General features: G+C 68.4%; 18 protein-coding genes and 1 pseudogene. 8 read left to right on the top strand and 11 right to left on the bottom strand.

What is annotated here, in order from left to right:
- The first annotated feature begins 59 nt into the window (after window positions 1–59).
- Window positions 60–539 (top strand): hypothetical protein, encoded by a 480-nt coding sequence (locus tag ABZ345_RS26805; protein WP_359854210.1) that lies wholly within the window; start codon window positions 60–62, stop codon window positions 537–539.
- Window positions 536–949, top strand: a complete 414-nt coding sequence (locus tag ABZ345_RS26800; RefSeq protein WP_359854207.1) for a hypothetical protein — start codon at window positions 536–538, stop codon at window positions 947–949. Before ABZ345_RS26805 ends, ABZ345_RS26800 begins: the two co-directional genes overlap by 4 nt.
- Here ABZ345_RS26800 and ABZ345_RS26795 read toward each other — a convergent pair.
- The 5 genes from ABZ345_RS26795 to ABZ345_RS26775 all read right to left on the bottom strand — a co-directional run bounded on the left by ABZ345_RS26795 (window position 939) and on the right by ABZ345_RS26775 (window position 5,667).
- A complete protein-coding gene (locus tag ABZ345_RS26795; protein ID WP_359854205.1) occupies window positions 939–1,607 on the bottom strand; it encodes an RraA family protein in 669 nt (222 codons plus the stop codon). The two genes, ABZ345_RS26800 and ABZ345_RS26795, sit on opposite strands and share 11 nt — an antisense overlap.
- Window positions 1,607–2,164 (bottom strand): EF-hand domain-containing protein, encoded by a 558-nt coding sequence (locus tag ABZ345_RS26790; protein WP_359854202.1) that lies wholly within the window; start codon window positions 2,162–2,164, stop codon window positions 1,607–1,609. Before ABZ345_RS26790 ends, ABZ345_RS26795 begins: the two co-directional genes overlap by 1 nt.
- Window positions 2,161–3,609 carry a HAMP domain-containing sensor histidine kinase gene (locus ABZ345_RS26785; RefSeq protein ID WP_359854199.1) on the bottom strand — a complete coding sequence of 483 codons (1,449 nt, stop codon included), beginning with the start codon at window positions 3,607–3,609 and terminating at the stop codon, window positions 2,161–2,163. Before ABZ345_RS26785 ends, ABZ345_RS26790 begins: the two co-directional genes overlap by 4 nt.
- The gene (locus ABZ345_RS26780) at window positions 3,606–4,277 is read right to left on the bottom strand and encodes a response regulator transcription factor (RefSeq protein ID WP_359854196.1); all 672 of its coding nucleotides are present in this window, start codon (window positions 4,275–4,277) and stop codon (window positions 3,606–3,608) included. Before ABZ345_RS26780 ends, ABZ345_RS26785 begins: the two co-directional genes overlap by 4 nt.
- Window positions 4,278–4,464: 187 nt before the next feature.
- On the bottom strand, window positions 4,465–5,667 hold the full coding sequence (locus ABZ345_RS26775) for a right-handed parallel beta-helix repeat-containing protein (protein WP_359854193.1): 1,203 nt from the start codon (window positions 5,665–5,667) through the stop codon (window positions 4,465–4,467).
- 211 nt (window positions 5,668–5,878) lie between these two features.
- On the opposite strand from ABZ345_RS26775, the gene ABZ345_RS26770 reads away from it, so the two are divergent.
- The 3 genes from ABZ345_RS26770 to ABZ345_RS26760 all read left to right on the top strand — a co-directional run bounded on the left by ABZ345_RS26770 (window position 5,879) and on the right by ABZ345_RS26760 (window position 8,648).
- Window positions 5,879–7,069: a hypothetical protein gene (locus tag ABZ345_RS26770; RefSeq protein WP_359854190.1), complete on the top strand. Its 1,191-nt coding sequence runs from the start codon at window positions 5,879–5,881 to the stop codon at window positions 7,067–7,069.
- Window positions 7,070–7,158: 89 nt separating this feature from the next.
- Window positions 7,159–7,791 (top strand): DUF4360 domain-containing protein, encoded by a 633-nt coding sequence (locus tag ABZ345_RS26765; RefSeq protein WP_359854187.1) that lies wholly within the window; start codon window positions 7,159–7,161, stop codon window positions 7,789–7,791.
- A gap of 47 nt (window positions 7,792–7,838) precedes the next feature.
- Window positions 7,839–8,648, top strand: a complete 810-nt coding sequence (locus ABZ345_RS26760; protein ID WP_359854184.1) for an SAM-dependent methyltransferase — start codon at window positions 7,839–7,841, stop codon at window positions 8,646–8,648.
- 205 nt (window positions 8,649–8,853) lie between these two features.
- On the opposite strand, the gene ABZ345_RS26755 is transcribed toward ABZ345_RS26760, so the two are convergent.
- On the bottom strand, window positions 8,854–9,210 hold the full coding sequence (locus ABZ345_RS26755) for a metalloregulator ArsR/SmtB family transcription factor (RefSeq protein ID WP_359854182.1): 357 nt from the start codon (window positions 9,208–9,210) through the stop codon (window positions 8,854–8,856).
- A 20-nt stretch (window positions 9,211–9,230) separates the two neighbouring features.
- On the opposite strand from ABZ345_RS26755, the gene ABZ345_RS26750 reads away from it, so the two are divergent.
- Complete coding sequence (locus tag ABZ345_RS26750) at window positions 9,231–10,565, top strand: MFS transporter (protein ID WP_359854179.1); 1,335 nt, start codon at window positions 9,231–9,233, stop codon at window positions 10,563–10,565.
- Window positions 10,566–10,567: 2 nt separating this feature from the next.
- Here ABZ345_RS26750 and ABZ345_RS26745 read toward each other — a convergent pair whose 3' ends face one another.
- The gene (locus ABZ345_RS26745; protein ID WP_359854177.1) at window positions 10,568–10,972 is read right to left on the bottom strand and encodes a hypothetical protein; all 405 of its coding nucleotides are present in this window, start codon (window positions 10,970–10,972) and stop codon (window positions 10,568–10,570) included.
- A 73-nt stretch (window positions 10,973–11,045) separates the two neighbouring features.
- Here ABZ345_RS26745 and ABZ345_RS26740 point away from each other — a divergent pair, with 73 nt between their 5' ends.
- Complete coding sequence (locus ABZ345_RS26740; RefSeq protein WP_359854175.1) at window positions 11,046–11,441, top strand: MerR family transcriptional regulator; 396 nt, start codon at window positions 11,046–11,048, stop codon at window positions 11,439–11,441.
- Window positions 11,442–11,448: 7 nt separating this feature from the next.
- Here ABZ345_RS26740 and ABZ345_RS26735 read toward each other — a convergent pair whose 3' ends face one another.
- The 3 genes from ABZ345_RS26735 to ABZ345_RS26725 all read right to left on the bottom strand — a co-directional run bounded on the left by ABZ345_RS26735 (window position 11,449) and on the right by ABZ345_RS26725 (window position 14,567).
- A complete protein-coding gene (locus ABZ345_RS26735; RefSeq protein ID WP_359854172.1) occupies window positions 11,449–12,366 on the bottom strand; it encodes an NADP-dependent oxidoreductase in 918 nt (305 codons plus the stop codon).
- Between the two features lie 114 nt (window positions 12,367–12,480).
- Window positions 12,481–13,089: a TetR/AcrR family transcriptional regulator gene (locus ABZ345_RS26730; RefSeq protein ID WP_359854169.1), complete on the bottom strand. Its 609-nt coding sequence runs from the start codon at window positions 13,087–13,089 to the stop codon at window positions 12,481–12,483.
- On the bottom strand, window positions 13,059–14,567 hold the full coding sequence (locus ABZ345_RS26725; protein WP_359854166.1) for an FAD-dependent monooxygenase: 1,509 nt from the start codon (window positions 14,565–14,567) through the stop codon (window positions 13,059–13,061). The genes ABZ345_RS26730 and ABZ345_RS26725 overlap by 31 nt, the downstream gene beginning before the upstream one ends.
- 462 nt (window positions 14,568–15,029) lie before the next feature.
- Between ABZ345_RS26725 and ABZ345_RS26720 the strand changes: the two genes are divergently transcribed.
- Window positions 15,030–15,917: a hypothetical protein gene (locus ABZ345_RS26720; protein ID WP_359854164.1), complete on the top strand. Its 888-nt coding sequence runs from the start codon at window positions 15,030–15,032 to the stop codon at window positions 15,915–15,917.
- A gap of 114 nt (window positions 15,918–16,031) precedes the next feature.
- Here ABZ345_RS26720 and ABZ345_RS26715 read toward each other — a convergent pair.
- Window positions 16,032–16,300 (bottom strand): annotated as a pseudogene (locus tag ABZ345_RS26715) (hypothetical protein); the annotation flags it as partial.
- Window positions 16,301–16,452 lie beyond the last annotated feature (152 nt).

Genomic DNA, 16,452 nt, shown 5'->3' with positions numbered 1-16,452 from the left:
GTTGACAAGATGGGCCGCCACCCGCAATCTTGTCGGTGACAAGTCAAGGGGGTGCGGAGATGGCTCCGCTGATTGCGCTGGTGGTCGTGACGTCGCTCTTGCTGCTGGCAGGGGCGTTCGGGGTGCGGAGGCTCAAGCCGCTGCCGGTCGCGTTGCGCGGCGGGCTCGCGGTCATGTTCGTGCTGACCGGGGGAGCGCACTTCGTCGGCCTGCGCGAGGAGTTGATCGCGATGGTGCCGCCGTTCCTGCCGGCGCCGGGCCTGCTGGTCACGGTGACCGGTGTGCTGGAACTGCTCGGCGCTGCGGCGCTGCTGTGGTCGCGGACCGCGGGCTGGTCGGCGCTGGGGCTCACCGCGATGCTCGTCGCGATGTTCCCGGCGAACGTGCACAAGGCGTTGAGCGGCCCGGTGCCGTGGGACGACCAGCTGGTGCCGCGCACGCTGATGCAGGTCGTGTTCCTGGCGGCCACGATCACGGTCGCCCGGTACTACCTCAGGCGCCGTCACGAATCGGCGCGCGTTCTCGTCCACAGGGCATGAAGCTGCTACTCGACCGGATCAGCCTGGCTTTCCTCGCGGTCACGTCGGCGTACGTGGGCGTCTTCGCCTACTTCGCGACAGGGTCCTTCTACGAGAACTTCCCGGGGCTGGGGCTGCGGTGGCTGCCGCAGCTCGGCCCGTTCAACGAGCACCTGATCAAGGACGTGGGCGCGTTCTACCTGGGGATCACCGTCCTGATCCTCCTGGCGCTGGCGAACGCCAGGAACGCGGCGGTCGTCCAGGCGACGGGCGCCGCGCTGCTCGTGTTCAACGTGCTGCACTTCTACTACCACCTGACGATGCTGCACGTGTACGAGCCGCGCGACCAGTGGCTGAACGCGATCTTGCTGGGGCTGACGGTGGTGCTGTCGGTCGTCCTGGTCGTCCCGCGGAGCCGGGTCAGCGCGTGACCCTGGGGCGCAACGCAGAGGGCTCGCCGCGCTCGAGAGCCTCGACGTGCTCGGCGACGTTGAACGCGTCGCTCAAGGTTCCTCCGCCGGCCAGCAGTTCGATCACCTGGTGCTCGGTGTTCTTGACCGCCAGCGCGGCGTCGAGCACGGACGCTGCCCGCCCCGGGTCCAGCACGACAAGGCCTTCGTCGTCGGCGAGCACCAGGTCGCCGGGGTTCACCACGACGCCGCCACACGTCACCGGAACCTGCAGTTCCCCGAGTTGCGACGCCGTGCCCGCCCGCGGCGTGACGAACCGGCTGTAAACGGGAAGCGCACACGTCGAGACGTACGCCATGTCGCGGTAGCCGCCGTCGACGACGACACCACCCAACGACCGCGCCAACGCCCCTCGCGCGAACATCTCGCCGCCGAGCGCGGTCTCCCGTCCACCTCCGTCGACCACGATCACGTCGCCGGGCTCGGCCGTCTCGACCGCGCGCAGCACCGCCAGGAAGTCCTCCCGGCACCGGACCGTGAACGCGGGACCAAAGACGCGAGTGGTCGCGGACCGGGCGCGGATCGCGCTGTCCACGACCCTCGTGGTCCGGTCGGCGTCGCAGATCGCCGTCGTGTCGACGGCGAGAAACCGTTCCAGCAGTTCGCCGTTGACCGGCATCAGTTCGCGAGTTCCATCAACCGCGGGTACAGCCAGCTGCCCGGCGTGCCCTCGGCCGGGTTCGTGTAGTAGTCGTGCACCGCGTCCACGTACTCCTGCAGGCTGATCGAGCCGTCGCCGTCGGTGTCCACGTGCGCGAACGCGGTCCTGGCCTCCGCCTCGGACAGCCCGCGGGCCGCCAGCAGGACCTGGAACTCGGCAGCCTCGACCCTGCCGTCACCGTTGGTGTCGGCGAGCGCCAGCAACGACTCGGAGACCTCGAGGAACATGTCGTCGAACTCGTCGACGTCCACGAACACCGCCAGCATCGCCGCGCGGTACTCGTCCAGGGTGATCCGCCCGTCGCGATCGGTGTCGCAGTGCTCGAGCAGCGTCTCCCAGAACCTGTCGGAGGTCTCGACGAGCTCCCGGCCCCGTTCCGACGACGCGGGCTCACCGAACGCCCGCAGCAGCCGGTTGGCCAGCGCGTAGAGGTCCGCGAGCTCGATGACGCCGTTGCCGTTGACGTCGTAGTGGGCGAATGTCGTCTCGATCCTGTGCTGCAGAACCTCGTTCATGACCACGAACTCTGGCAACAGGCGCCGCCGGACGCAAACGCAGGCGGGTGCTCGCCGAAGATGAGAGCCCATTCCAGCTCCGGCTCGGGAGCCGGGCGTGGTTCGGGGATGTGGCCGTGTGTCGAGGTGATCGTGCCGTTGAGGAACTGCCACACCTCGTCGCCCACGCGCTGGTGCGGGATGACGGAGGCTTGCCTCGGCTGCGGGATGCCGGTCGGAATTGTTGCCACGAAACGGATTCCGTGGAACCCGGCGGCGTCGGTGGCCTTGAGCGTGCCCTGGTGCCGGGTGGCGATGCGACGGGCGATCGCGAGCCCGAGGCCGGCGCCGCCTGCAGCGCGCGTGCGGGCCTCGTCGAGCCGGGTGAACCGGTCGAAGACGCGTTCCCGGTCCGCCTCGGGGATGCCGGGACCGTCGTCGATGACCTCGATCGTCGCGGAAGGGCCGCCGCGCAGGCGTACGACCACCGCAGTGCCGGCGTGGCGTTCGGCGTTGTCCAGCAGGTTGCCGAGCAGCCGGGACAGCTGCGCGCGCCGCCCGGGAACGAGCACGTGGTCGTCGGCTTCCAGGGTGACCATCCCCCGGCGGGAGACCTCCCGCCGCACCACGGCGGTGAGGTCGACGGTGTCCTGTTTGTCCAGTGCGTCGGCGTCCAACCTGGCCAGCAGCAACAGGTCCGTGGTCAGCTCCTGCAGTCGTTCGGTGTCTTCCAGCGCCGCCTTGACGACGGTGGGCCAGTCCGTCAGCCCGGGGTGCGACAGCGCGATCTCCAGTTCGGCCCGCAGCGCGGCCAGCGGGCTGCGCAGCTCGTGCGAGGCGTCCCCGACGAACCTGCGGGTGTCCTCGACGGCGCGGTGCATCCGGTCGAGCGTCTCGTTCAGCGTGGCGCCCAGCCGAGCGATCTCGTTGTCGGAGGACGGCACCGGGACCCGCCGGGTGAGGTTGTGCTCGTTGATCTCGGCCACCTCGGCCCGCATCGCCTCCACCGGCCGCAGCACCCGGCTGACGGCCGCCAGCACGGTGACCGACACCAGCGCGGTGATCGAGATGAGCACGGCGAGCAGGGTCAGCGTCGCGTTGTTCAGGCGCATCTGGGCAAGGGAGGCGGCGGACTGCCCAATCTCGCCGTTGTCTCCCTGCCATTGTCCGATGCGCTCGTACGGGGTCTTGTCGACATCGGTGAACGGCCACAGCGACAAGACCGGCCGCACCTCGGTGCTCTCGTACCAGACGAACGTCCCCGGCGGGACGGCCGCCGCCTGGCCGTTCGTCTGGACCTGGACGCATCTTTGGTTGGAACACACGAAGTGCAGGCGCGAGCTGTCCGCGGTCTGCGAGATGATCTGCTGGCGTTGCGACTCCAGCATCAGCGTCCCGGCGAGGCCGATCATCAGCGCGGTGACCACCGTGGCCAGAACGGTGACCTTGACCTGCAAGGATTTCATCGGTCCACCAACCGGTAGCCGACGCCGCGCACCGTGGTGATGCTCCGCCGGTCGAACGGGGTGTCGATCTTGCGGCGAAGCGCGCTGATGTAGACCTCGACGAGGTTGGGGTCGGGGTCGTGCGCCGAGTCCCACACCCCGTCGATGATCTCCGACTTGGTGACGACCTCGCCCGCGTGCCGGAGCAGGAAGTTCAGCACCGAGAACTCCTTCGCCTTCAGGTCGATCCGCGTCGTGCCCCGGTGGCACTCCCTGCTGACCGGATCGAGCACCAGATCGCCGGCCCGCAGCAGCACCGGCTGGGCGGTGCGCGACCGCCGGGCCAGCGCCCTGAGCCGGGCCACGAGCACCACGTACGAGAACGGCTTGGTCAGGTAGTCGTCCGCGCCGGTGTCGAGCCCCTCGGCCTCGTCGAACTCGCCGTCCTTCGCCGTGAGCATGAGAATCGGCGTCCACACGCCCGCGTCGCGCAGTTCCTGGCAGACCCGGTAACCGTTGAGGCCGGGCAACATGATGTCCAGGACGATCACGTCGTACGGGTGCTCCCGCGCCCGCCACAGCCCGTCCGTCCCGGTGCGCTCCACGTCGACGGCGAACCCCTCGGCGGTCAGGCCGCGGGTGAGCAGGCCGGCGAGGCGGGGATCGTCTTCCACCACGAGCACGCGCATGTGAGCAGGGTGCCGCATCGCACGTGATCGAGTCCTGAAATCCGTTTCAGGATCGTTCAGCGTCCTTTCAGGTTCACCCTGGCAAGCTCTGCCGTGTGGATGAGGGGGATCCACGGCAGGGGGAGAAGGTGGCGGCGCCGCGGGGGAGCAGTGCTGCCACCTTCTGGCCTTGTACGGCCGGTTGCCGCTACGTGCACGTGACGCCGAGACAGCCCGAGGGGTTGCCGGACGAGGTGTTCCCGCCGCCGTCCGTCACCGAGCCCGGGACCGCTTCGATGCCGTAGTCGGCGTTTCTCCTGGTGATGTTTCCGGTGATCTCCACCGGGCTGCCTGCCGGAACGTTCACGTGGATGCCATCGTTGATCGGGCGTCCCGCGCTGTCGACCCGCCCGCCGGACCTCTTACCGTTCGACGTCAGCGTGTTCTTTGCGATCCGCGCCCAGTAGACGCTGTTGTACGACGGGGACTCGAGGAGAATCCCGGCGACCGCGTTGTCGGTGAAGGTGTTCTCGGAGATCGTGATCCCGTTCTCCATGCCGACGGACAGGTCGGACGCGTCCACTCCGATCTGGTTGCCGGTGAACCTGTTCCCGGTGATGCGCAGGTTGGCCGACGAGGTCGCCTGCTGGACGAAGACCGCGCGATCTCCGTTGCTGAAACGGTTGTCGGTGATGGTGGTGTCGCGGCATCCGTTCAACACTCTGATGTATCCCTGGTTGAACACGTTGCCGGACACCGTCAAGCCGTCCGCCTCGCGCAGGCCCACCCCTGATCTGATGAGGGTGCTTGCGGTCAGGGAGCCGTTGTTCGCGTTCTGCGAGTAGAAAATGTCACTGTCGACGAATTTCGAGCCGGAAATCACCGGCGACCGGCTGGTGAGCGAGAAGTCAATCGGCGCCTGGGTGAATTCGCTGTTGCTGACGGTCAGTCCCGCGGTCGTGTTGATTCCCACTCGCCCGCGACGAATCTTGTCGTTGGTCAGCTTGATGTTGGTGCTGCGGTCCACGGTCAGCACGTTCCGGCTGACGTTGTCGGCGATGGTCAGATCGGCCAGTTCGCTGTCGGCCGACTCCGCGAAGAACACTCCGTAGTCGAACTTCGAGATCTTGCCGTTCTGAATGCGGACGCCTGACTGCCCGGTGACGGAGATGCCACTGCCGGTGCCGGATCCCGTGATGCTGTGGCCGTTGAGGTTCAGGACGACGTTGCCGGCCTTGACGATGAGACCTGGGCCTGGGCAGTGGAGGTCGGCGGAGAGCGTGATGTCGGAGGTGACGGTGTCGCCGCAGAGGACCGGCGGCGCGGGCGTGGCGGTCACCGGGCCTGTCGCGAGCGCAACGGTGGCCGCCAGAACTGCCGCGTGATGGCGCGTGAATCGTGGAACACGCATTGGAGTCCCCCATTTGCGCATGGTCGAGGGTGTTTCGGTCTTGATATGTCGCCGCGCCGAGTGCGGTGTTACAGATTTGTCGTTGTTGTGAGTATTCATTCCACAGAGCCTGGAAATTCGGCGAAAGAGGCAACCGGACCGGCCACCCGTGCGAGTAAGGACCACGCCAGGTGGGCTTTATTCCACCGCTAATAGGAAAGAGGCGAGGTCGATGAAACGCAGAGTGTCGATGACGTACGCGACAACGTTGCTCATGGTGATCGCACTGCCGGCGGCGACGCGCGCGGCCACTTCGACGACGTCGAGGTGCACCGGGTTCGCTGCGGCCGCGCCCCTGACCGCGAACGGGACCATGTACCAGTCGGTGACGACCTGGGGTGAGGGACGTGCCTGGGTCGGCGGCTGGTCGTACACGGCTGATCCGGTGGCGTTCCCGGTGGTGCAGCGCTGGAACGGACGTGAGTGGCAGGCCGTTGCCGGACGGCCAGAGGGCCTGCACGGCGGAATCGAGCAGTTGACCGCGGCCGGTCCGGACGACGTGTGGGCCTCAGGATTCCGCTACACCGACGACTCCGGCAGCCGGTCCGCGCCGATGCTGCTGCGAGTCACCGGCGGGACGTGGACGGTGGAGTCCCTGCCGGCCGAGCCGCCGCTGACGGGTATCGGGTCGCTGCTCGCCACCTCGTCACACGACGTGTGGGTGGTGGGCACGACGACCACGCCCGAAGGCTACGGCCGCCCGGTGCTGCTGCACCGGACCCACGCGGCGTGGCAACGGGTTGCCCTACCTCTGCCGCCGGGCACACGACAGGCGAGCGTGACCTCGATCTCCGGCACCGGGCCGGACGACGTGTGGGTGGCGGGCTGGGCCAACCGGCCGGATCCCTCCGGACCTGACGTCCCTGTGCACCGGATGCTGCTCGAACACTGGAACGGCCGGACGTGGACCTTCGCGCCGAGCCCGGACGGGTCGCTGGACTCCGCCACGGACATCGCGGCGGCCCGGCGGGACACCGGCTGGTTGCTGGCCGTGAAGTACGTCGACTATCAGGAGCAGTACACGCTCGAGCACTGGAACGGCCGTACGTGGGCGGTCATCGCGACCCCGCCGCTGGGAAGCAGCGAGCACCGCTACCTCCTGCAGCTCGCCGCCGACCACCGCGGAAACCTGTGGCTGCTCGCCAACGCCAACGACGCGGCGGGCTATCGGCCCCGTGTTGACCGGTGGGACGGCCGGACCTGGACCGAGCAGCCGATGCCCCCGGAGCTGACCAGCACGTCCGGGGGACGCGCCGTTGCGACCAGCGCCCTGGGTCATGACACCTGGATGGTCGCGGACTGGTTGGGCCCCACATGGCCACCGCAGTACCGCTCGCTCATCCTGCGCAACACCTGCTCGTAGCTGGTCAGGACGGGGCGCCGGCGGATCGTCAGGCAACCGCAAGACGATCGGAAGCGCTTGCGCCTCCGTCACCGAGTTGGGTAAGTCCAATGGCCAACACTGTTGCCGCCGCTGCCCTGGCGATGTCCACCCTCCTCCTTCCACAACCCGACGTCCCGCCGCCCGGAGCGGTCACCATCGACGTCGTCACCGTCAACGGGTCCGGCTGCCCCCAGGGCACGGTCGCGGTGACGATGACACCGGACAACACCGCCTTCCACATGGTCTACAGCGACTACGTGGCCCTGGTCGGTGTCGGTTCCAGGCCGACGGACTCCCGGAAGAACTGCCAGCTCACCCTCCGGGTGAACGCGCCGCAGGGCTACACCTACGGCATCAGCCGTGTCGACTACCGCGGCTTCGTGCAGCTCGAAAGCGGTGCCACCGGAACAGAACGAGCCAACTACTACTTCCAGGGCATGGCGCAGCCGGCGTTCAGGAGCCACACCTGGCAGGGCCCGGTGAGCGACGACTGGCAGGCGACGGACGAGGACCTGCCCATCGTCCACCAGTCGTGCGAGCGCAGGAACCTCAACATCAACACCGAGCTGCGGGTCAGCGTCGGCACGTCGGATCCGAAGACGACGACGAGTTTCATGGCGATGGACTCGACCGACGCCTACACCGCCACGGTCTACCGCCTCGGGTGGCAGCGTCGGTCGTGTGCGCCGGGCACGAGGTAGGTTCGCCACGACAGATCCGCGGTCGGACGACGAACGGTGAGGCGAGCGTGACGCAGGAATCAGCTGTGCCGGCGACGGACATCGACCTGACGCGTCCCAGCGCCGCGAGGGTGTACGACTACTACCTCGGTGGTGCCCACAACTTCGCGGTGGATCGGGAGATGGCCGAGCAGGCGATCTCCCTGTGGCCCGAGCTGCCCATGATCATGCAGGCCAACCGGGCGTTCCTGCGCCGCGCCGTGCGGTTCTGCATCGACGCGGGGGTGCGGCAGTTCCTCGACCTCGGGTCGGGCATCCCGACGGTGGGCAACGTGCACGAGGTGGCTCGGCAGGCGGCCTCCGACGCGCGGGTCGTCTACGTGGACAGCGACCCCATCGCGGCCGCCTACAGCAAGAACATTCTCGGCTCCGACCCGCAGACCGCGGTCGTTCAGGCAGACCTTCGCCGGCCCGAGCAGGTGCTCGGCAGTCCCGACGTGCGCTCGCTGCTGAACTTCGACGAACCGATCGCCGTGATGATGGTCGCGGTGCTGCACTTCGTGTCCGAGAGCGACGGTCCGGCCGCCATCATCGCCAGCTACCGCGACGCGATCGTGCCCGGCAGCTTCCTCGTTCTCTCCCATGCGAGCCAGGAAGGCCAGCCGGACAAGGCCGAGTCGCACCGCGACCTCTACCGGCGCACCCCGACCCCGATGACCATGCGGTCCAAGTCCGCGGTCGCCGACCTGTTCACGGGCTTCGAACTCGTCGATCCGGGAGTGGTGTTCCTGCCGCTGTGGCGTCCCGTGTCGGTCGAGGACGTCGACGAACATCCGGAGCGGCTTGCCGGACTCGCGGCAGTCGGTCGCAAGAGGTAGTCCCCATCAGAGGTTTGGGCCCACAACCTCAAGCGTTGGCTAAATCGACTGTGCTCGCCGTCACACAGTCCCTAACCTCAGTTCATGAGGCTGCTGCTGTGGTTCGCGCTGGCGTGCATGTGCGCGCTCAGCGGCGATCACGTGCTCGCAGGCGTCACGATGGTGCTTCTCGTGGCCTGCGCAACGGACCGCGTCCGCTACTGAGTCAGTCGTGGTCGGGCTTGCCGGTGAGGTGATGGTCGGCGGCGTTGAAGGCTTCGAACAACAGCCGCCGCACGTGCCCGCCCCGCGCCCGGTAGAGCTGCCGCCGGCCTTCGCGGCGCACGGTGACCAGTCCGGTCAGGCGAAGTTTCGCGAGATGCTGCGACACCGCCGGCCGCGCGATCCCGACCTCCGCGGCCAGCGTCGTGACGTCGTACTCGCCCCCGCAGAGCAGCCACAACATGCGAAAACGCGTCGGATCGGCAAGCATCCGGAACCCGTCGACGGCCGCCTCGACGTGAGCGCCAGAAGGTAGCTGTTGCCAGTCATCCGTTGTTGCAACGTCGTCGCGTGCGTACATGAGCACATATAGTGCCACGCATGCTCGCCGTCCTGCGCAACCGCACGTATCGCCACCTGTTCGGCGCACACGTCGTAGCCCTCACGGGCACCGGTCTGGCGACCGTCGCGCTGGGCCTGCTGGCCTACGACCTCGCCGGCGCAGACGCGGGAGCCGTGCTCGGCACCGCCTTGGCGATCAAGATGGTCGCGTACGTCAGCGTCGCCCCCATCGCGGCCGCACTGTTCGGCGCCCTACCGCGACGGGCAGTGCTCGTGACGCTCGACCTGGTGCGCGCGGGAGTCGCGCTGGCGTTGCCGTGGGTGCACGAGGTGTGGCAGATCTACGTGCTGATCTTCGTGCTGCAAGCGGCGTCGGCGGCGTTCACCCCGATCTTCCAGGCGACGATCCCCGACGTGCTGCCGGACGAGCGCGAGTACACCCGCGCCGTCACTCTCTCGCGGATGGCCTACGACCTCGAAAGCCTGCTCAGCCCGGCACTGGCCGCCGCGTTGCTAGTGCTGATGAGCTCCACCAACCTGTTTCTCGGCACCTCCCTGGGCTTCGCCGCGTCCGCCCTGCTCGTGACCTCAGCCGTCATCCCTCGTCCGAAACCGTTGCGCCGCAAAGAAAGCCTTTACGCCGCAACCACTCGAGGCATCCGCATCTATCTCGCCACACCCAGGCTGCGCGGCCTGCTGGCCGTGCACCTGGCCGCCGCCGCAGCCGGTTCGATGGTGCTCGTGAACACCGTCGCCTACGTCCGCGACGTGCTCGGCCGCAGCGCCTCCGACGTCGCCATCGCGCTCGCGTTCAACGGCATCGGCTCCTTGGCCGCAGCATTGTTGTTGCCCAAGCTCCTGGACCGTGTCTCCGACCGCGCCGTGGTGCTGCGCGCGGTGACGGCGCTGGTGGCCGCACTCTTAGTCGGCGCAGCGTCAACCTCGCTGCCAGGCGAGCACTGGCCCACGCTCCTGCTGCTCTGGGCCGTGATCGGCGCCGGGTGTTCCTTCGCGCTGACACCGGGCGCCCGGCTGCTGCGCCGATCCGCGCACTCCGAAGACCGTCCCGCACTGTTCGCCGCCGACTTCGCGCTGTCGCACGCCTGCTGGCTGCTCTGCTACCCGCTGGCCGGCTGGGTCGCGACCGCGGCGAACACGACCACCGCGTTCCTCGTCCTCAGCGCTCTCGCGGCTGCTGGTGCCCTGACCGCGCTTCGACTGTGGCCGCGCCACGACCCCGCGGTCGTCGAACACGAACACTGCGACCTCGACTCCGCCCACGACCACCTGCACGACGCCGTGCTGGCCGGCGGCGTGTACCGGCACGCGCACGAGTTCCGCATCGACGACCAACACGAACGCTGGCCGCGCTAGCTTCAACCCGAGATGCTGCCCGACAGCTCGGTGGAACTGTCGCTGCCGGGCGAGCTGCTGCCCCCGGCCTGCGTCAGCAGCCGCCCGTTCGCCGTGCTCGTCGCCAGCACGTCGCCTTCGCTGTAGCGCAGCACCAGCTTCCACTCGTGGCCGCCGGCCGGGAAGTCGAAACTCCTGCGCCACGGGAGCTTCACCGAGTTCTCCTCGCTGGAGCTCCCGTCGACGACCAACGTCAGCGACGAGATGACGGCCGTGCCCGTGACCTCCAGCACGATCACGTTCAACGGCACGGTGGACGTCGCCACCGTCATGGATTCCTGTTGCGGCGCAGGCGTTCCCGACCCAGGGCTGACGCATCCGCTGAGCATTCCCATGACCAGCAACGACAAGACGAACCGTCGACTCATCGCCTGAGCGTGTCGTGGGCCGGCCGGTACCGGTCCCGGCTGACCGTGTCCAACGGGCCGTAGGCTGGTTTCCGTGACCACGACTTCAGCCACCGCGACGATGAAGATCGGTGAACTGGCCCGGCTGACCGGGGTCAGCGCCCGCTCGCTGCGGTACTACGAGCAGCAGGGGCTGATGCACAGCACGCGGTCGACCGGCGGGCAGCGGCACTACGCGGCGACGGAGGTCGCGCGGGTCGAGATGATCCGGCGGCTGTTCGACGCGGGACTGAACAGCAAGGTGATCGCCCGGCTGCTGCCCTGCGTCGACAGCGACGACGGTGAGATCGCCGAGGACGCCTTCACCACGATGCGCGGGGAACGCGACCGGCTGACCGCCGACATCGGCCGGCTCGTCGAGGCGAGGTCCGCCCTCGACGAGCTGATCGAGCTCAACACCCGGTACCGCCACCGGATCGGCACCGCCTGAGCCCAGGTCAGAGGCTCAGGTCGATGACGAGCTTGCCCGAGGTGTGGCCCGACTCGACGAGCGCCAGAGCCTCGTCCGCGCGTGCGAGCGGGTACGTCCCCGTGATGTGCGGATCCAGCCGACCGGCGGTCATCAGCTCGGCCACGCGCTCGAGGTTCGCCCGGTCGACACGACGGCGCACCATCTCGCCACCCAGCTCGGTCACGGCCGGGTCCCCGACGGAGACGATCGCCGTCGCCAGCGGCGCCACGGCACGCAAGGACTCGCCACCGACGGTGTCGGCGACAGCTGCAAAGCCGTCCGGAGCGAGTGCGCGGAGCCGGCGCACCACGTCGCCGTCGGTGTAGTCGACGAAGGTCGCACGGGTCGCCGTGACGAGATCTCTTTTGGCCGCACTGGCCGTGCCGGTCACGACCAGCCCCCGATCCCGCGCGAGCTGGGCCAGCGCGATGCCCACGCCGCCGCCGATCCCGTTCACCAGCAGCGATGCGCCGGCGGGCAGGTCGAGCTGGTCGAGCACGTCCAGCGCGGTGGTGCCGGCGACGGGGATGGTCGCCGCCCAGACGTCCGTCAGCGCGTCGGGAATGCGGGCCGTGGACTCGCCGAGCAGCACCGTGGTCTCCGCGTACGTGCCCGCACCGGTCAGCGCGAACCCGGTGACCCGGTCGCCGACGCTCAGCCCGGTCACGTCGTCACCGACGGCGAGAACCGTGCCGGCCGCCTCCATGCCGAGGACCTGGGGGAACGGCACGTGGCCGTTCAGGGCGGTGCCGTGGCCGGACCGCAGCTTGTGGTCGAGCGGGTTGACCCCGGCCGCCGCGACCCTGATGAGGACCTCGGCAGGGTCGGGCACGAGATCCGGCCGCTCGAAGAACTCCTGCATTTCGGCACCGCCGAACGCCTTGTACCCCAACGCTTTGCTCATGATCGTTCGCTCCTCGCGCCGTCATTTCCGGGACGACGCGAAGCTATTCGATGACACCGGTGTCAACTTCCACCTGTTGTGACGCAGGCAACTGAGCCGTTGCCCGATCTCCGATCAGTCGGCGGGGGACCGGTATCCCATCTGACGCAGCAGGTTCCGAAGGCGGGTGGCGATGTGCTCCGCGGTGGTGTTATCCGCCTTGTCCAGGAGCACGAGGCCGATCGAGCTGAACAGGATGTCCTGGATCATCGTCGCGGTGGTGCCCGGCGGGAAACGGCCGTCGTCGATGGCACGCTGAGCGACCACGGTCAGGGCGTCCAGCCGTGGCTGCAGGTAGCGGGTGGCGTAGGCGTGCACCAGTTCCGGGTGGTCCACCGAGGCGCCGATGACACGGGCGATCAGCGCGCGGAACCGGGGGCGGCTCAACAACTCGGCGGTGGACTCGACCACCGCCTCGATGGAGTCTCCCGTCGTGCCGGTGTCCGCGTTGGTGTTCCTGGCGTGTTCCAGCGCGGCCATCAGAAGGTCCTGTTTGGACTGCCACCGCCGGTAGACGGTCACCTTGGCCACGCCCGCGCGCCGGGCGATCGCCTCGATGCTGGCGCTGTCGGCGCCGCGTTCGATCAGCAGGTCGAGCGCGGCGTCGAGGATCGCGGCGTCGTTGCCGGGGTCGCGCGGGCGGCCGCCGCGGTCTACGCGGGCCACAGCACGTGGTTCAACCATGCCGACAGCTTCTCCGGTGCGGGGTGGCCATGCCAAGCCAGGTGCCCGTCGGGGCGGATGAGCATGACGTTCGGCTGCTCCGACACGAGCGGAGTGACGAGGTCGGCACCGAGCAGTGCGGCGGCGGCCTCAGCGTGCCGGGTGGCCTCGTGCTGGTCGTGAGCGAGGACGACCCACGAGCCGGATATCGCGGCGTGGAGCGTGACCTGACTGCCGTCGAGGCGTCTGCACGTGGTGTCCGGCACCCGATCACCAGGCACCGGTCCCTTGGTCCGCCGGTGCGATGCGATGGCCAGCGGCCCGCCGCGGTAGCTGATGTCCAGCTGGGACGCGGCACGCCACAGGCGGCGCTGGACAGCCTGCAGGCGAACGGCGGGCATGACCAGCCAGTCGCGCACGAGCCGCTTCCACCTCGTGTTCGGCAGCATGATGTCCACCGCGGCGCTGGTCGCGGCCAGCACGCTGCGGGCCAGCGGGCGGCGCTCGCCCTCGTAGGTGTCCAACAGTCGCTGGTCGGCCTGTCCACGGGCGACCAGCACCAGTTTCCAGCCGAGGTTCTCCGCATCACCCAGGCCGGTGTTCTGGCCCTGCCCGCCGGTAGGGCTCTGGACGTGCGCGGCGTCCCCGGCGATCAGCATCCGCCCGCGACGGTAAGTCTCGGCGAGCCGGCGGTGAAGCCGGAACTCCGAGGCCCACCGCACGTCGGTGACGGTTCCGACGTCCATCCCGCTGCGCCGCGCCAACTCGCCGAGCACCCGGTCGACGATCTCGGGTTCGGACAGGCTGTCGGGCACTCCGGGCGGAGGCTCGACGAACACCCGCCACACATCGTCCGGCAGCGCGGTCACCGACAACATGCGGCCGGTGTCCATCCAGGTGGTGCTGCCGTTCGGGTCGTACGGCCACTGCGCGCGCACGTCGACCATCAGCAGCCGCTCGATGAGTTGGCGGCCAGGGAATCCGATCCCGGCGATCTTGCGCACCGCACTGTGCGCGCCGTCGCAGCCCACCAGCCAGCCGGCCTCCAGTTGCTGCTCATCGCCGCCCGCCACGCGGACCACCGCGCTCACACCCTCGGCGGTCTGGCGCGCCGCGACCAGCCGTGTCGACCACTCGACCTTGCCGCCGAACTCCTCGAACCGATTCCGCAACGCGCCTTCCACCTCGGCTTGCGAGATCAGCAACGCCTGTTTCTCCATGGCGGCCGCGGCCTCGCCCACCCGCAGCCGCAGCACGGCGTGCGGCCCGCGGTTGTAGTACATGTTCAGCAACGACCGTGAGCGTTCCGGCAAGTCGCCGAGCGCACCGATCCTTTCCATCACTTCCACACCCCTCGGCTGCAGACCGAGCGCTCGGGACGTGGTGGCAGGACCGTCAGCGGAGTCGATGACGCGGGCGGGAACGTCGTGCATGGCTAAGTGGATGGCTAGCGCCAGACCGGTGGGGCCGGCGCCGACGACGAGTACGGTGTCAGTCACTTAGCAAACGATACGGTATCGTTTGCTAAGTAGGTAACGACGTACGAGAGCCCCGGGTTCTCGAGCTCGATCCCTGGTCCGGTAGTTCTTGGTCCAGTTAGGGTCATGTCGCAGATGGTTTGGCAACACGCCCGACGGCCGCGTGAAGTCGTCGGCGCGCAGCCGCAGGGGAAGATCGGCTTGTAGGCGCGATGTCGCGGTCGTACCAGGGTTCCAGCCCGCGCGGCCGGACGTGCGAGGCCAGCAGTTCGACGTACACGGCGTCTTTCTGACCTCGGTCCGGACCCACTTGTGTGCGTCGTGGTGCCGGCAGCCGTTGCGCGTGTCCACAATGGACTTCGAGGCGGTGTTCACTCCCCGCCGCCGACCGATTCGGCTTCGGTATGTCCCCGGATCGCAGGATTCCCACCGCTGTTCAACAATCCCACAATGTTTTGTTGAACAATCCTACGATTCAGAAGAGTGATCGCCATGGACCTCGTCTGGTACGTGAGCTACGGGTCAAACATGCACGCGGACCGGTTCGCCTGCTACGTGGAGGGCGGCATCCCGGCGGGCGGCAGGAAGAGCTGCCCGGGATGCCGCGACAGGACACCGCCGAGACAGGCGAAAGGCTTCGAGATCGAGGGAGGCGTCTACTTCGCCACCGAGTCCCCGGTGTGGCGGGGCGGCCGCGCGTTCTTCGACCGTGAACTGCCAACCCGAGCGCACGTGCGCGCGTACCTGATCACGAGGCAGCAGTTCTCCGACGTGTGCGCCCAGGAGATGTATCGCATCCCCGGCACCGACCCGGACCTCGACCTCACCGAGGTGCTCGCGACGGGAAGGTCGCAGCTCGGCGACGGCCGCTACGAAACGCTGGTCCGTCTCGGCTACCACGACCGCTACCCGATGCTCACCTTCACAGCGCCGTGGTCGTGCGGCGACGAACCACTGGTCCCGCCCTCCGGCCCGTACCTGCGCATGCTGGGCCACGGCCTGATCGACACCCACGGCTGGAATCTGCGCCAGACTGCGAACTACCTCAGCGCCCTGCGGGGCGTGGCAGGCGTCTGGTCGAGCGACGAGATCATCCCCATGCTCTACCCGTACGTGGTGGTCACCTGCACCTCGGCACCCGACGGCCGCATCGTGACGACCGAAAGCGAACACGACCCAGCCGACCTGCACGACCTCGCCGAGAGCCACGGAGTCCGCCGGCTCGAGGTGACCGGCGACTGGGCCAACTGCACGAGGTTCCTCGCGGGCAACCTCGCCGACGAGTTCCACCTGAGGATCACTCCGGAAGTCGTGCTCCGCCACGAGATCCAGCGGTGGGAGGTCCGCACCCGCGCGGACCTGGTCGGCTGAAGCACTTCACGACGTTCCCCGACAGCCTCATCCGCCGCACCTTGCCGAACGCCGCCAGCAGTTCCCTTGCCGAGTGAGGATTCATACCGAGGTACCGCCGAACACCCGACTTGAGGCGTCAGGCTGCTGCGTCAGCTGCTGGTAGATCGGGTGCGCGTCGGGCCCGTTGACGTCGATCTTCTCGAACAGGGGGAACGACACCCCGTACGTCGTCGAGCAGAACGTGGCGATCTCCTCGGAGGTGCCCGGCTCCTGCCCCGTACTTCTCCTGCAGCCGCTCCAGGCCCGCCTAGTGCGGGGTGAGGCCGCAACGCCACGTTGACGACGAGCAACACGTTGCCGCGCACCATGCCCCCGAAGTGGTTCACGGCTGTGCGCGGCATGCCGTCGGTGTCACGAAACACCATCGCGACCGGTCTTAGCTGGCAGCCGACTTCCCTAGGAGTCTCAATGATCGTGTCAAGCCGCCTGGGCCGTGAGCTGTGGTGAGCGATGAAACTCCCGGCCATCACGCAGCAGCGCCCAGATGACGTCG

Source organism: Lentzea sp. NPDC005914 (assembly GCF_040629405.1).
GTDB lineage: Bacteria > Actinomycetota > Actinomycetes > Mycobacteriales > Pseudonocardiaceae > Lentzea.
This window is presented reverse-complemented; position numbering and strand designations above follow the sequence as displayed.

Bases quoted from the DNA above. Each gene is read 5' to 3' on its own strand.
- ABZ345_RS26805 (WP_359854210.1), top strand. From the start codon at position 60: ATGGCTCCGCTGATTGCGCTGGTGGTCGTGACGTCGCTCTTGCTGCTG.
- ABZ345_RS26800 (WP_359854207.1), top strand. From the start codon at position 536: ATGAAGCTGCTACTCGACCGGATCAGCCTGGCTTTCCTCGCGGTCACG.
- ABZ345_RS26795 (WP_359854205.1), bottom strand. From the start codon at position 1,607: ATGCCGGTCAACGGCGAACTGCTGGAACGGTTTCTCGCCGTCGACACG.
- ABZ345_RS26790 (WP_359854202.1), bottom strand. From the start codon at position 2,164: ATGAACGAGGTTCTGCAGCACAGGATCGAGACGACATTCGCCCACTAC.
- ABZ345_RS26785 (WP_359854199.1), bottom strand. From the start codon at position 3,609: ATGAAATCCTTGCAGGTCAAGGTCACCGTTCTGGCCACGGTGGTCACC.
- ABZ345_RS26780 (WP_359854196.1), bottom strand. From the start codon at position 4,277: ATGCGCGTGCTCGTGGTGGAAGACGATCCCCGCCTCGCCGGCCTGCTC.
- ABZ345_RS26775 (WP_359854193.1), bottom strand. From the start codon at position 5,667: ATGCGTGTTCCACGATTCACGCGCCATCACGCGGCAGTTCTGGCGGCC.
- ABZ345_RS26770 (WP_359854190.1), top strand. From the start codon at position 5,879: ATGAAACGCAGAGTGTCGATGACGTACGCGACAACGTTGCTCATGGTG.
- ABZ345_RS26765 (WP_359854187.1), top strand. From the start codon at position 7,159: ATGGCCAACACTGTTGCCGCCGCTGCCCTGGCGATGTCCACCCTCCTC.
- ABZ345_RS26755 (WP_359854182.1), bottom strand. From the start codon at position 9,210: ATGTACGCACGCGACGACGTTGCAACAACGGATGACTGGCAACAGCTA.
- ABZ345_RS26750 (WP_359854179.1), top strand. From the start codon at position 9,231: ATGCTCGCCGTCCTGCGCAACCGCACGTATCGCCACCTGTTCGGCGCA.
- ABZ345_RS26745 (WP_359854177.1), bottom strand. From the start codon at position 10,972: ATGAGTCGACGGTTCGTCTTGTCGTTGCTGGTCATGGGAATGCTCAGC.
- ABZ345_RS26735 (WP_359854172.1), bottom strand. From the start codon at position 12,366: ATGAGCAAAGCGTTGGGGTACAAGGCGTTCGGCGGTGCCGAAATGCAG.
- ABZ345_RS26730 (WP_359854169.1), bottom strand. From the start codon at position 13,089: ATGGTTGAACCACGTGCTGTGGCCCGCGTAGACCGCGGCGGCCGCCCG.